13 protein-coding genes are annotated in these 15,159 nt (G+C 41.1%); all 13 read left to right on the top strand.

Annotated features, from left to right (window positions below; all coding sequences use genetic code 11):
* Window positions 1-206: 206 nt before the first annotated feature.
* The 13 genes from ABGU93_RS15680 to ABGU93_RS15620 all read left to right on the top strand — a co-directional run bounded on the left by ABGU93_RS15680 (window position 207) and on the right by ABGU93_RS15620 (window position 15,109).
* Window positions 207-1,373, top strand: a complete 1,167-nt coding sequence (locus tag ABGU93_RS15680; RefSeq protein ID WP_347414335.1) for a uroporphyrinogen decarboxylase family protein — start codon at window positions 207-209, stop codon at window positions 1,371-1,373.
* A gap of 11 nt (window positions 1,374-1,384) precedes the next feature.
* A complete protein-coding gene (locus ABGU93_RS15675; RefSeq protein ID WP_347414334.1) occupies window positions 1,385-1,510 on the top strand; it encodes a hypothetical protein in 126 nt (41 codons plus the stop codon).
* 151 nt (window positions 1,511-1,661) lie between these two features.
* Window positions 1,662-3,806: an FAD-dependent oxidoreductase gene (locus ABGU93_RS15670; RefSeq protein ID WP_347414333.1), complete on the top strand. Its 2,145-nt coding sequence runs from the start codon at window positions 1,662-1,664 to the stop codon at window positions 3,804-3,806.
* A gap of 4 nt (window positions 3,807-3,810) precedes the next feature.
* A complete protein-coding gene (locus ABGU93_RS15665) occupies window positions 3,811-5,103 on the top strand; it encodes an NADH-ubiquinone oxidoreductase-F iron-sulfur binding region domain-containing protein (RefSeq protein ID WP_347414332.1) in 1,293 nt (430 codons plus the stop codon).
* A gap of 50 nt (window positions 5,104-5,153) precedes the next feature.
* The gene (locus tag ABGU93_RS15660) at window positions 5,154-6,599 is read left to right on the top strand and encodes an FAD-binding protein (RefSeq protein WP_347414387.1); all 1,446 of its coding nucleotides are present in this window, start codon (window positions 5,154-5,156) and stop codon (window positions 6,597-6,599) included.
* A gap of 106 nt (window positions 6,600-6,705) precedes the next feature.
* On the top strand, window positions 6,706-7,335 hold the full coding sequence (locus tag ABGU93_RS15655; RefSeq protein WP_347414331.1) for a cobalamin-dependent protein: 630 nt from the start codon (window positions 6,706-6,708) through the stop codon (window positions 7,333-7,335).
* An 8-nt stretch (window positions 7,336-7,343) separates the two neighbouring features.
* Complete coding sequence (locus ABGU93_RS15650; RefSeq protein ID WP_347414330.1) at window positions 7,344-8,150, top strand: methyltetrahydrofolate cobalamin methyltransferase; 807 nt, start codon at window positions 7,344-7,346, stop codon at window positions 8,148-8,150.
* 253 nt (window positions 8,151-8,403) lie between these two features.
* Window positions 8,404-10,713, top strand: a complete 2,310-nt coding sequence (locus ABGU93_RS15645; RefSeq protein WP_347414329.1) for a methyl-accepting chemotaxis protein — start codon at window positions 8,404-8,406, stop codon at window positions 10,711-10,713.
* 396 nt (window positions 10,714-11,109) lie between these two features.
* Window positions 11,110-11,703, top strand: a complete 594-nt coding sequence (locus ABGU93_RS15640; RefSeq protein ID WP_347414328.1) for a GTP-binding protein — start codon at window positions 11,110-11,112, stop codon at window positions 11,701-11,703.
* Between the two features lie 16 nt (window positions 11,704-11,719).
* Complete coding sequence (locus ABGU93_RS15635; protein ID WP_347414327.1) at window positions 11,720-12,208, top strand: hypothetical protein; 489 nt, start codon at window positions 11,720-11,722, stop codon at window positions 12,206-12,208.
* A 311-nt stretch (window positions 12,209-12,519) separates the two neighbouring features.
* Window positions 12,520-13,137 carry a cobalamin-dependent protein gene (locus ABGU93_RS15630; RefSeq protein ID WP_347414326.1) on the top strand — a complete coding sequence of 206 codons (618 nt, stop codon included), beginning with the start codon at window positions 12,520-12,522 and terminating at the stop codon, window positions 13,135-13,137.
* Window position 13,138: 1 nt separating this feature from the next.
* On the top strand, window positions 13,139-14,293 hold the full coding sequence (locus tag ABGU93_RS15625) for a uroporphyrinogen decarboxylase family protein (protein ID WP_347414325.1): 1,155 nt from the start codon (window positions 13,139-13,141) through the stop codon (window positions 14,291-14,293).
* Between the two features lie 12 nt (window positions 14,294-14,305).
* Window positions 14,306-15,109, top strand: coding sequence for a dihydropteroate synthase (locus ABGU93_RS15620; protein ID WP_347414324.1), 804 nt, complete (start codon window positions 14,306-14,308; stop codon window positions 15,107-15,109).
* Window positions 15,110-15,159 lie beyond the last annotated feature (50 nt).

Genomic DNA, 15,159 nt, shown 5'->3' with positions numbered 1-15,159 from the left:
GCGCTTTTATTCTCAGTTTCCATCAATTGTCAGAAAAAGTCGATCATGATATCGTAATGTCATAAGAAATTACAGAAATTAGCGCGATTTCTCAATTTTGACAAGATTAGCCTTCATAGCATTCGATTATGAAAAGCTTATCATCTAGCACATGTGTATATTTTTGGTATGAATGAAGAAACAAAATAAATTGCAGGAGAAATGAAATGAGTGATTTAAGCAAGTTGTTGAATGAAAGAATCGAGAGAATTGTCAAGACATCACACCACATCGAACCCGACCGTGTTCCAGTAATGGGTTTGTATCAATCATGGGCATTGGGATATTCAAAGATAAAATGGGATGACGCACAGAATGATTTTAATAAGGAGCTTGAAGCATACGGTAAAGTTCTGGAGGACTTTAATTTTGACTGTACCTTTGTGGCAACAACAACCCGGGCGACAAAAATATTCGATCCCTTGGGAAGAAACTGTTACATGGGGTCAGAAGACGGCTACACGATGCAACACATCGAGTACCCGATGATGCCGGATCCGGAAGAGTATTCAAAACTCATCGAAAATCCATTTGAATTTACTTTGAATGAATTGCTTGTACGTAAATATCCTAACCTGCAAAAAGGTGATGCTGAAAAATATCAGGCATTAAAAGAATCTTTGATTGAAGGTCAGAAATTTATGGGTGATGTTTTCAAGGGTATTAATGTATCCATGGAAAAATATGGTATGCCGAGTATGCTGGCTGGCTGGTATGTAGCACCTGTTGATCTGCTGTTTGATTACTATCGTGGATTCAAAGGGATCAGTCTGGATATGCGAAGAAGACCGGATATGATCATTGAAGCAGCGGACAAATTGGCCGATATTTTAATTCGCTATATTTCCGGGATGAATGAAATCAAAGGCCAGGAATTCCCGTTTTTATGGCTACCCATTCATTTACCAACTTTTATGAGTGCGAAGCAATTTGAAAAGCTGTATTGGCCATCTTTCAAAAAAGTGATTGATGCGGTTCATAAAATGAATATCCGTATCATGTGCTATCTGGAAGGGAATTGGGAACATCTTTATGAATTTGTTAATCAGTTTCCCAAAGACATGTTTATCTGCTTATTGGAAAAGGATGACATCTGCAAAGCTAAAAAGCTGATTGGTGATAATGTGACAATTGCCGGTGGGATGAACACCGAACAATTATTTTACAATTCAAAAGAACAATTAATTGAAGAAGCTAAACGTGTTGTGGACATCTGTGCCCCAGGTGGTGGATTTATTTTCACAACAGATAAAATTCTGATCGCACCCAATGATGTGAACATCGATAATTTTAGAGCGGTTAATGATTTTGTCATGACTTATGGAAAATATTAGGAGGTAGAGAAATGGAACAAGAACGCACAGTTTTAGAAATGATGGATGACTTAAGAGAAGAATTTAATCTGTTTCCAGATGATGAGGACGGTTTTCAGTATTTTCTCGATATTATGTTTTTTAACCTGATTCAATAAACTTATTTTCAACCAGCCAGTTTTGACTCGTCATTCATGCATTATTGCCTTTGGTTGATGATTACATTTCACCCAAAGGCAAAAGCATAATTACATCTAAACAGCAGAAATAAAATAATTCAGCAAAGAAGAAACGAAAAGGAAAGTATTGATGAAAATGATTAAGCTTAACATTGATGGAAGGAACGTCGAGACAGAAGAAGGCAAATCGCTTCTTGAAGTGGCACTGGCGTGTGGCATATATATCCCGCACCTATGTCATCATCCCGATTTACCGGATGCCGGGAATTGCGGTATGTGTGTCGTCGAGATTGACGGAAACCCTGAACCCATCAAAGCATGTAAAACAAAAGTATCAGCAGGAATGCTGGTAAAAACAAAAACAGAAAAACTGGAGAGCATCCGCCGATTAGTTGTTGAACTTCTGCTTGCATCACATGTGGACGATTGTACAGAGTGTCCTAAATACTTGAAATGTGAACTGCAGTCGATTATTCAGTATTTGGGAGTCAGTACTTCCAGAGTAAGAAGAACTATGAACAGTCAGGCGATTGAAACGGGCAATCCATTGATTATTCGAGATTTGGATCGCTGCATCCTCTGCGGCAGATGTGTTAGAATGTGCCAAACTGTCAGAGCTGCTCAGGCAATTGATTACAATCGAAATAAAAAAGGTGAAGTAATTGTCTGTGCTGAAGGAAACGGAAGCCTAGCCGATGCTGGTTGTCGTTTTTGTACAGCCTGTGTTGCCGTCTGCCCAACTGGGGCACTGAGGGATAAGGATAGTATCATGCAAGATGGATTTTTATCTGGCGAAGATTTGATCCCCTGTACTAAAAACTGTCCAGCAAATATTGACATTCCCCGGTATTTGCGATTAATCAGAGAAGGACATTATGCTCAAGCAGCGGCAGTCATCAGAGAGAAAGTGCCGTTTCCGCTTATACTAGGCCATGTCTGTATGCATTTCTGTGAGACCAATTGTCGCCGGAATGAACTTAATGATGCAATATCAATTAAAGAATTAAAACGGTTTGCCGCAGAAAATGCAGATAATGAATGGAAAGCTAGAGCAATCCGAAAAAAACCGTCCAATAAAAAAGTGGCAGTCATCGGGGCAGGTCCCAGTGGTTTGACAGCAGCATATTATCTGTCCAAATCCGGACATGATGTGACCGTATACGAGCAGCTGCCCCAGGCCGGGGGAATGTTGCGTTACGGGATTCCGGAATACCGATTGCCCAGTGCTGTGATTCAGAAAGAAATTGAAGAGATTCAGGATTTTGGTGTAAAAATTCAGACCGGGAGAAAAATTGAATCGCTGGTTGAACTGAGAAAAGACAGCGCTGATGCGATCGTTGTGGCAATTGGTTCACAACAAGGCAAACGTCTGCCGATCCCAGGTAACGAGTTGAAAGGTGTTCTGGAAAACCTTGACTTCTTAAGAAGCGTTCGACTTGGAGAAATGGTTGCAGTTGGCAGAAATGTTGTTATTTTAGGGGGCGGAAATGTGGCCTTTGACTGTGCACGAGTGGCAAAACGATTGGGAGCCGAATCGGTTCAGATTATCTGTCTTGAATGCGGAGAAACGATGACCGCCAGCAATGAAGAGATCCAGCAGGGGCTAGAAGAAGGTATTGTCATCCATAATTCTCGAACCTTCAGTCAAATTATAGAGTCAGCTGGCCATGTTGCTGGTGTTGAATGCAATATTGTAGAGTCATGCAGCTTTGATGAAAATAAAAGACCACAGTTAGTGATTCAACCAGATTCAACACATATCATTGCAGCGGATACGGTTATTTTCTCAGTTGGTCAAAGGCCGGATATACCAGAAGCTTATCAATTGGCGACAAAACAAGATGGTACCATTATGATTGATGATCAGACCAGGATGACTTCAAGCGATGGTGTCTTTTCAGCTGGCGATGTTGTCACAGGGACGACGTCGGTCATTGAAGGAATACAACAAGGTCGTTTGGCTGCGATACAAGTCGATAAGTATCTGGGCGGTGACGGACAGATTGATGAAGTTCTGGCAGATGTGGAACCACTAAACGGTTATTTGGGAAGAAGGCCGAATTTTGCAAATGAAAGCCGCTGTGAATGCAGCTTTTATGCAAAAGACGAGCGAATTAAAAATTTTGATCAAGTTGATAACGGATTATCGGAAAAGGTTGCTCTTTGCGAGGCAAATCGATGTCTGCAATGTGATCTGAGAAATAAAATTACCAAAGTAAAATTCTGGGTCGATTATTCCAATACAGAAGCTGAGTGCCCAACATGTGAGGAGTGATGAAATGCCAGAGAAAATAACATTAAAAGATTTAGATGAAAACCAGTTGAAAACAACTGAAGTTAGAAATAGTGAAACCGTTGTTGTCTGCACGTGTCTGGATACTGATCCGACACTTGAGATCATGGGGTACATTTTAGAAAAGTATGAAAAAACGATCATTGATGAGCTCGTGAAGATGATCAAACGCATTAACGGCTACGGTGGGGTAATCGTAATGGATTCCCAGAATCAACCGGCGATTGAGGCCATGAAAGATGCGATTGCCCAGAACCAGACTGAGGTACAGCTGGAAATTAAACTGGCAGAGCGCAAAATGATGTTAGCTGAGCCATCGGCGCTCATCTCTTACCTGGAACTTGGCAAAGCACTTGGATTTGATTACCAGAGTGAGACAGAAAAGCTGACCTTTAAGGATAGACCGGTGCTTATCATCAGTGGGGAAGCCCTAATAAACCAAGATACGGATGGAATTCAGAACAATCCTAAGATACGCTGTTATCAGATAACCGGTGAAGGAATTGGAAAGTGTATTGTTGAAGACCGGGCTGATTTAAAAATCAGTACGCTACTAGAAAAAAATAACATCAACTTGGAAAGTGTCAAAGCAGTCAACGTCGGTGGTTTGTGTGGACAATTACTCAATCGCACTGGCTCAGAAATAGCAATCGATGATAATTTTTCTGGCAGTATTCAGGTTCTTACAGAAAAGAATTGCATGGTTGATTTCTTGAAGAATGTATTGGAGATCTTAAAATCAGAAAGCTGTGGTACCTGTTCGCTGTGCCGACAGGGACTTTTACAAATCTACTTTATGATTAAGGATATTACCGCCAAAAAAGGCAGACCTAATGATGTGAAAGACATGCTGGAAATTGCAGAAGCAATCGCAACAACGGCGAATTGTGATTTTGGTAAAAACGCAGCAGCATTGATTATCAGTTCGGTTGTAAATTTTGAAGATGAATTTGAAAAACACATTGATCGGGGACGCTGCGATGCCTTGGTATGTAAAAAAATGATTACTTACCATATTCTTGGCGAAAAATGCCAAGGATGCGGCGCTTGCATCAGTGTCTGTCCACACAATGCAATTGCGGGCAGTGACAAGATGATCCACGTGATCGATCAGGAAAAATGTGATCAATGTGGGGACTGTCTGTCCGAGTGCATTAAGGCTGGTTATCTTGCCATTGTTGCTGCCGGTGGAGTCAAACCTAAAACACCCGCAGAACCGGTTCCGGTTGGCAGTTTTAAAAAACAGGGCTTGGGATTAAGAGGAAAAAAGAAGAGTTAAAATTCTTTTAAATAAAAGCATAATTTGAGGAGGAAATTATTTTGAAACAAATGGAAGCAGACGTAGTAGTGGTAGCAGGCGGTGTTGCAGGTCTTGCAGCAGCCATAACAGCAGCAGAAAAAGGCGCAAGTGTTATTATTTTGGAAAAAGCCAACACAACCGGTGGAACAGGCAACATGGCAATGGGAATTTTTGGAGTTGAAAGTCGACTGCAAGCAAAAATGCTGGTTGGTTTAACCCCAAAACAAGCTTTTGATAAATTTATGGAATATACCCATTGGCAGGTTGACGCCAAACTTGTAAAAGAATATGTTTACAAATCAGGCGATACAATCAATTGGTTAGAAGATATGGGGGTAAAATTTACCATTCCGTCTAAATATTTTCCAGGTTCTGAAGCAACATGGCATTTGGTAAAACCCAAAACGGGCGATCCTGGTGTGCGTGGTGCGGCAATCATGATGACAATCATGACAGAAAGAGCCCAGGAATTGGGTGTAGAAATTTGCCTGGAAACGCCGGTTAAAAAGATCATTAAAGAAGACGGCGTTGTTGTCGGTGTAATAGCAGAGGATGCCAGCGGTGAAGAAATTGAAGTAAAAGGTGGGGCTGTAATCGTCGCAACCGGTGGTTTTGGTGATAATCCGGAAATGATCAATGAAGGTACCGGTTTAGTATGGGGAGAAGATTTATTCTCATACAGAATCCCAGGTTTAGCAGGTGAAGGGATCAACATGGCGTGCGAAGCAGGAGCTGCGCAAACCCCATTAACCATGGAATTCTGCTATTTTTCACCAGACACAGGCGGCTATGCACCACTTGAAATACCATTCAGACAGGGTGACCTACTGGTTAACTATAATGGCGATCGTTTTATGAATGAAGAAGTTATGGAAAACCCACCTTTTGTTTGTAATGCCATTAAACGTCAACCGAAAAAGTTGGTTTGGTCGATTATCGATGAAAATATAAAAAATCATTACGAAAAAAATGGCTTGGATCTCACCAATGTCGTTACGGCTTATGCTGATTTTGATCTGGTTAACAAGGAAATTGATGAAGCTCTTGAAAATAGACCAGACATTATGGTGTGTGCGAATTCCATCGAGGAACTGGCAGAGAAAACAGGAATCGATGTGGATGGATTGAAAAAAACTTTGGCAGAATATAACCATGCCTGTGAAACCAGAGACGAATTATTCGAAAAGAACTGGAAATATTTGAAACCTATCAAAGGGCCAAAATACTATGCGTGTAAGTTTGGTTTGATGGCTTATGGAAGTTTAGGCGGGGTTCGAATTAATCACAAGGCTGAGGCAGTAGATAATGAAAGTAATCCAGTACCAGGTTTATATGCAGCCGGAATTGATGCAAACTCGATTTGTGGAAATGATTATATTTTTATCCTACCAGGTAACTCCATGGGTTTTGCAGTAAACAGCGGTCGGATTGCTGGAGAAAATGCAGTTGAGTACATTCAGGAAAATTTAGTTTAAAAAAGTGGGATACTAACAAATTTGGAAATGCTTAGCGAGTAAATGTATTTGAAGAGGCGTGTCAGTTACCTCATCATTTTAATGGATCGTAAAAAAAGGAGAAATTATGTTGAATTTAAAATTATTAACAGAAGCCCTGGGAGATTTGGAAGAAGAACAAGTAATGGAAATGCTGCAGGAATTTGTCGCGACTAATCCGGCTGAACCGGAAGCATTGGAAGCAGTGGCAGCCTGTCAGGCCGGAATGGCAATTGTCGGTGAACGCTTTGAAACTGCACAGTATTTTGTCGGCGATTTAATCTTTGCCGGTGAATTGCTGACCGAGGCGATCGGAGTACTCAAACCGGCTTTAGGCAGCGGTGCTTCAGCGATTGCCGGAACAATTCTATTAGGAACCGTTCATGGTGATTTACATGATATTGGTAAAAATATCTTCAAAAGTATGGCTGAAGCGGCTGGTTTTGAAGTGGTGGATATCGGCATCGATGTGGCCGTCGAAGAATTTGTGAAACAGGCGATAGCGGTGAAACCGCAAATCATTGGGATGAGTGGCGTATTAACCTTGGCGATTGACTCAATGAAAGAAACTGTAGTTGCACTTCGATCTGCAGGCATCGATTCAAAAATTATTATTGGCGGAAATCCGGTAACAAAAGAAGCTTGTGAATTTATTGGCGCAGATGCTTTTACTACGAATGCGGCAGAAGGCGTTAAAATCTGCCAGGGTTGGGTTTAGGTATAACGATGATTATTATTGGAGAGAAAATAAACGGTACCATACCAGTGGTAAAAGAGGCCATTGAAAAACGTGATGCTGCTTTTATTGCCGATCGGGCCGTTAAGCAGACAGAAGCAGGCGCTCATTTTATTGATGTATGTGCCAGCACTGCCCCGGAATACGAAATTGAAACCTTGAAATGGCTGATGGAAGTGGTTCAGGATGCCACCGATACCCCAATATGTATCGATAGTCCGAATCCTCACGTGATTGAAGCCGTATTTAAATATGCCAACAAACCTGGGATGCTTAATTCCATTTCAGAGGAAGGCGATAAATGCGAGGTGCTTTTGCCATTGATGGAAGGGAATACCTGGGAGGTTGTCGGCTTAACCTGCGACAATAATGGGATCCCCACTGATCTTGAGACGAAGGTGAACATTACTAAATCGATGGTGGAAAAGGCAGCTAAATATGGAGTCACTCCGGATCGTATTCACATCGATCCATGTGTGATGGCATTGTCAACCGAAAATAATTCGTTGTTAAACTTTGCTGCTGAAATTAAAGCAATCAAAGAAATGTACCCCACCATTCATGTGACTGGGGCAATCAGCAATATTTCCTTTGGTTTACCAGTTCGGGCATTACTGAACAAAACCTGTATGGCCTTTGCAATTCAGGCGGGAATGGACTCGGCGGTGATGGATCCTATGAATCGGGATATGATGGGAACTATTTTTGCGACTTATGCGCTTCTGGGAAAAGATAAGCATTGCAGAAAGTACAGCAAGGCTTATCGAGCCCAGCAAATTGGCCCGGTAACAAAGTAAATTTAATAATTAAAAATTTATCCACTTCTTAAGATTGTAACTTTTACATTTAATTGGGAATGATGGATCAGTGTTTAAATAGTCAATCTTAACAATAAGTTTAAGATTGACTATTTCTGGTTATCCAGAAAACAAACGAAAAACGGTTAAACATGTTGTCTGTTAAGCAGAAGTTGCTAAATTTATTTAACCGAGATTAATAGCGAATCAAGATCAAATATGGAAATAATGATGTTATTTTTGGAGAAGAAAAATGAAAAAAGATAAAAGTGGTGCAGGAAGAATTCGGCGTTTAATAGCGTTACCGGTATTAATTAATTACTTGATTTTAACAGCGGTAATAATTTATGTAGTAGACCAGAATGGAATGGGTATTTCTAAGCTTTCTTTTCTGGTTACCTTGATTATGGGAATAGGGTTTCTGTCTATTGCTGGGACAATTGCTGTCGTCACAGTCAGTTTATCGAAAAAAATCCAGCATTTAACAGAAGTCGCCCGATTAATGGCTTACGGCAAGATGGTGGTGATGATTGATGAGGTTAAAAACCACGATCCATTAAGAGAATTAACGGAATCCCTGAAAATGATAGCGGTTAATAGTAAGTTACATTCCGAAATGCTTAACAGGTTGGCTGATGGCGATCTGACTGCTGAAATGGAAGTACCGGAAGCTGATTTAATTGGCAAAAATTTACAAAAGACACGAGATGCAATGGCGAGTATTTGTGAAATGATTGAAAGAACTGCTGCAGATGAAGTTTTGAAAAGCGTTGACAAATTTCATAATGAGAAAGCGTTGCCGGGGGATTATAATCAGGCAAGAGAAAATTTCGCTAAAATTGTGGTTGCAGCTCAGGATAAAATTTACTGGTATGAATCAGTTATTGATGCAATTCCTTATGCTGTACACGTAATGAATAAAGATATGAAGTGGCAATTCATCAATAAATCGGTTGAAAAACTGCTAATTCAGTTTGGTTTTGCAACCAGCAGAGAATCAGTTATTGGAATGGATTGCTGCAATTCTAATCTGGAGATATGTAATTCGGAAAATTGTGGAATCGAACTTCTTAAAAAGAAAGGTGTGCCAGATAGTCCTTTCAAGTTGGGTGATAACTATCTCAGTATGCATACGGTGGAACTTAAAAACAGGAATGGTGAAAGCATTGGTTTTGTTGAAGTTGCCACTGATTTAACGCCAATCATGAGTGTGAATGACTATACCAAAAAAGAAGTGGCAAGACTTGAAGATAATCTAGAAAAACTTGTGCTGGGTAATATGGACTTTAATATGACTATTAATGAGCCAAATGAGTATAGCGGTGACGTTTACAGACAATTCATGCTAATTGATAAAAATATTGAAGCTGTAAAAAAATCAATCAGCAGTTTGATTGAAGATGGAAATATGCTGACCCAAGCAATAATCGAGGGAAACCTGACAGTACGAGCCGATGTAAGCAAACTTAATGGGGCATGGCGAGAATTAATCGGCGGAATGAATGGAATTATGGACAAGATTGCGAGTCCACTCGAGGAAGTCTCGGAAGTTATGACTGAAATTTCAAACGGTCAGTTGAATGCAGCAGTTCATGGTGCCTATCAGGGACAATTTGAAGAATTGAAAACAGCGGCTAATTTGATGGGGAGCAATCTCAGAAAGATTATATTTGACTTCACCAATATTTCAAGAGAAATAGGAAGGGGGAATTTAGATTTAGAAAAACTTGACGACTTTGGTGGTGATTTTTCAGAAATTTCAAGTGCCATCAATGACTTTGTTATAACACTAAACCGTATATTGAGTGAGATTGCCGATTCGGCTGAGCAGGTTAATATGGGATCAAACCAGATGTCAGCCAACAGTCAGTCTTTGGCTCAGGGTTCTACTGAGCAAGCCAGCTCTATTCAGGAATTAACGGCCTCAATTACAGAAATTGCAGTTCAGACTCAAAATAATGCGAGTGATGCGAACCGCGTCAGAGAATCTGCTTTAGATGTTATGGATAATGCCGAAAAAGGGAACGATCATATGACCGAGATGCGGAAGTCAATGATCGAAATCAATCAGTCGTCAGTTGAAATTTCAAAAATCATAAAAGTAATCGATGATATTGCTTTTCAAACGAACATATTGGCCCTTAATGCAGCAGTGGAGGCTGCCAGGGCAGGACAGCATGGAAAAGGTTTTGCAGTGGTTGCAGAAGAGGTGCGAACCTTGGCCGCCCGGAGTGCTGAAGCAGCAAAAGAAACAACAAATTTAATTGAGGGAGCAATCAGCAAAGCTCAGCATGGGTCAAAGATAACAGATGAAACTGCTGCTGCATTAATTGACATCGTGACAGGCATTGCAACAGTCAACGATTTGATCAGTAACATTGCTAAGGCTTCGAATGAGCAAGCTTCAGGTATCACGCAGATTAATGTGGGTATTGAGCAGGTTGCCCAGGTTGTTCAGCAGAACTCAGCTATTGCAGAAGAAAGTGCTGCAGCAAGTCAGGTGCTTTCGGCACAAGCAGGGACATTGAAAAATATGATCAATCAATTTCAATTAAGAAATTAATTAGTGTTATGCAAAATATCGAGGAAAAATTTTAACGAAAACGGTAAGTGAAAATTGCACAAAAATGAACTTTTCAAGAACTAGAAAATATGTAAAAAATAATATTCGCCACAAGTAGAAGGATATCCCAATTCTTTTAATATTATACGCAAATAATTGAGTAAACTTTGAAACTGCGGTATCCCGAATAGTACGTGTTGGTGGTGTGGGAGGGAGGCTAACCAATTGATGTTTAGCCTCCTACTCGATTTGACTTGTCTCAGAAACAAAAAGAGATTTAAAAGTCGCTTTCTTAAAAAATTAAATTTTATGAATTTAGTGATTGACAAAACGTTTACAAAGGTTTATATTGTATCCATACTTACTTGTACGTATAAGTTGAGCTGGAGGTGAATGATGACAGATACCAAATTAATACTTTTTACCGGTTTTCTGGGTTCGGGGAAGACATCATTACTTTTAAAATGTGCAAAATATCTGGCCTGGAATAAAAAGAAGTGTGCCATCATTATTAATGAGATTGGTGAAATCGGCATCGACAATTTACAGATGAAAAAATTGGGTTATGATGTCTGGGAACTATTTGGCGGCTGTATCTGCTGTACCATGGCAATCAGTCTGGAAGAGACCATCCAACAATTAATGGCAAATTATGAAATCGAGTACATTCTGATGGAGCCTTCCGGTGCGGCTGACCCGACAAACTTATATCAGCCCCTTTTGCACAGCGGTTTTACAGCGGCACAGATCAATAATATTTTTATCATGGATCCGACCCGGGTGGAAATGTTTGAAGCAGTTCTGGAACCTTATCTGCAGTCGGCGATTCCGTTGGCAAACCGTGCGGTCATTAATAAAATTGATCTGGCGAGTGCAGAAGAAATGAAAAAATCTAACCAGATCATCAAAAAATATAATGAGAAAGTCCCGATTTTTGAAATAAACCTGAACGAATTGACAGAAAATCAAATAGAACAGCTACTCAATTAAGGAAATGGAGCAAACCATGTATCAGAATACTTTTGAAACATTAGCGGTCGAAACAACATTAACGTCAAGACAGGCAATTAAAAACGAAAAGTGGCAGGAAATCGGTAAATTCTTCTTGCAGAGTTATATTGAACAAATTGGCAAAACAGAAACAGTCGTCATCGGACACATTAAAGGGTTAATTGAACTGGGTGATGAAAATTTTATAAAATTAAGCTGTACCAGCCAAAACCAGCCGATTAACAGTGAAATCATTACAGCGGATGGTAGCAGCCGAGCCGGACGATTGACCTTTAACGGGATCGTCAGCGGGGTTCCAAAAGACAAGAGCATTCAGTATTTTCATATGGCATTGGAAAGAACCTGCAGCGTCTTTGAGTTATTGACGGACTATCGCGAGTCGGTACATGGTGATTCTAAAAGTGATGAAAACGAAGCGGAGGCATGTCCGGTCTGTCATGGACACCATCATCACCATGACGAAACATGTGGGCATCAACACTAAAGGGTAATAACCGATTAAACCGTCGGTATTATAAAGTAGATAAGTTAAATCTGGAGGTAAGGTGAATGCAAAAAAGAAAAAAAGAGAATCCTTAAAATTCCAAATGTACAGGCATTGCTGGCCACATTGTACAAAGAAGTGTAAAGGAGTTCTCATTATCATTTTAACATAAATCAGGATAAATAATAAAGTAATATTTTAGATTGTGAATCATGTTGAAATGTTCTTTTTAATGGTGATGAGTTTCTCCTGCTGTCATGTTTGGTTCGAATAAAAACAATCATCTAAACAGAAATATGGAGGATAAAAAAATGGCAAAAATTAGTGAATTACTGGCGAATCTGGAAATGGATGAGCTGATGGAAGCTGTCCAGCAGGAATTAGATAACGGTACCGATCCCTTAGAGATTCTTAAAGAAGGCGAAGCCGGAATGATCAAGGTTGGTGAATTGTTCAGTGCCGGAGAATATTTTGTTTCAGATTTAATGATGTCCGGGGAAATGTTCAAGGAAGTGGGCGAAATGTTGGAGCCCCATTTGGCTGGAAAAACTGGGACTATCCTGGGTAAGGTTGTTTTAGGAACCGTTGAAGGGGATATTCACGATATCGGCAAAGACTTAGTTTATATCATGCTGAAATCTGGCGGATTTGATGTCATTGATGTTGGGGTGGATGCCAAACCGGAAGCATTTGTCAATGCGCTCAAGGAATCCGGAGCGCCGATTCTGGCTCTTTCTTGTCTGTTAACGACCTGCTATGATTCAATCCTAAACACAGTGAAAGCGGTTGAAGCAGCCGGATTACGAGATCAGGTCAAAATTGTGATCGGTGGCGGTCCGACCGATGAATCAGTAGTTAAATATACCGGTGCGGATGCAGTTGGCGATGACGCCCAGTCCGCAGTGAGATTATGTAAGGAGATGTTATAAAATGGCTGATTACGATAAATTTAATGCGAATTTAGACTTGGTTTATCAAACGATCCACTGTGAAAATGAACGACCAGTCAGTTGCTACATGGGGACTGCACCTGCTCCTATTCAAATGGGGATGACGTTGGCTGAATTCGTTGCCGATCCTGTTAGAGGTGCCTATGCCCAATACGATTATGTAAAGCGACTGGAAGAAGAAGCAGGTCCGGTTGGGTGTATTGACAGTGATCCAATGGGTTTTAACATTGCAGCATATCTGACACTACTTTGGTTATCAAAGATTCAACGACCTGGTATTGAATTGCCGGAGACCTCGTTATGGCAAGTTCAGGAAAAGAAAATAATGGAAAAAGATGAATATGATGTTTTATTAACTCAGGGGTATGAAACATGGTTCAACTCACTGCTACCTAAAGTAATCGATATGGAATACTTTGGGAATGCTTTAAAAGTCTTTGGCGAAAATGTGGATGCGATCAGAAAAAAAGGGAGAGAAATGGGAATTGTAAGTATCAATTCACCGGATATTCTTTCAGCCAATGTTCCCTTTGAAATTCTTTGCGGTGTTCGTTCCATGAGTGCTTTTTATATGGATTGTTATAAAATGATCGATAAATTAGTTGAGGTATCAGACATTATTTTTGCAGCGAATAAGGCAAGCGCTCAACGTGCTTTGGAAGCAGTCAAAGACGATCGTAAAGTTGTCAGCGGTTGGATTGGTGGCTGGCGAACCGCTTCGGCAATGTTATCTCCAAAAATATGGGATAAATTGGTTTGGCCATATATGAAAGCTTCAGGGGAGCAAATGTTGTCCTATGGGAAAAATCCAACATTCCATTTAGACCAAAGCTGGGATCGTGACATCCATCGTTTTGCTGAATTTCCTGAGAAATCAATTATCCTGAATCTTGATGGCATGACAGATATGCGTGAAACTCGAAAAAAATTAGGAGAAAACTATTGCTTAATGGGGGACGTTCCAGCACCTTTACTGGCAACCGGTACCCCTGAAGAAGTCCGAGATTATGTCACAAAGCTCATAGACGATCTCGGTCCAAAAGGTTTGTTTATTACTGCAGGCTGTGATGCACCAGGGAACACCAAACATGAAAATATGGTTGCCATGTTTAAAGCAACTAATGACTGGAAATAGATCGGAGCTACTATGATATTTATCGGAGAAAAAATAAATGGCACCCGTAAAGCCATCCAGGAAGCCATCATCAACCGGGATGCGGACTTCATCAAAAAAACGGCCCTGGACCAGGCCAATGCCGGAGCCGACTATCTGGATGTGAACGCCGGCACCGATCCCTCCCGGGAGAAAGAGGACATGCTGTGGCTGCTGGAGGTCGTGCAGTCTGTCACGGATACCCCGATCTGCATCGACAGCTCTACCCCGGAAGTGATTGAATCAGCCATTCATGCGGTCAAAGCAACACCGATGATCAATTCCATCAATGGTGATCCACAACGGCTTACAAGTTTTATTCCGTTTATCAAAGAACGGGATTGCAATGTCATTGCGTTGGCTCTGGATGAATCACAATCCGGGATGCCAAAAACCGTGGCCGAACGGATGGCCGTATTGGAGCGGATTTTTGAGGCCACCCGGGCAGCCGGGATCGCTGATGATAAAGTCTATATTGACCCGTTGATTATGGCCGTAGCCACCGATCAGCAGGCGGGCCTGATTGCTTTTGAATCGATCCGGGCCATCCGGGAAACCTATCCGGAAGCTCATATCACCGGGGGACTGAGCAATATTTCCTTCGGGCTGCCCAATCGGGCGCTGGTCAACCGCACCTTCCTGACTTTGGCAGTGGCAGCCGGTATGGATTCGGCGGTGGTCAACCCGGAAAACGTGCCGCTGATCGAGTCTCTAAAAGCCACCGAGCTGCTTTTAGGTCGGGACCGATTCTGCCGGAAGTACACAACCGGCGCAAAAATTGAGTTTGTGAAAAAATAGCGACAACGACCGTATTCCTATCTTTTGGCCCTTTTCCTGAACTATTCAGG

The sequence above is a fragment of the Acetobacterium sp. genome (genome assembly GCF_039830195.1).
Taxonomy (GTDB): Bacteria; Bacillota; Clostridia; order Eubacteriales; family Eubacteriaceae; genus Acetobacterium.
The sequence above is the reverse complement of the archived record's forward strand: the minus strand, read 5'-3'. Positions and strand labels throughout refer to the sequence as shown.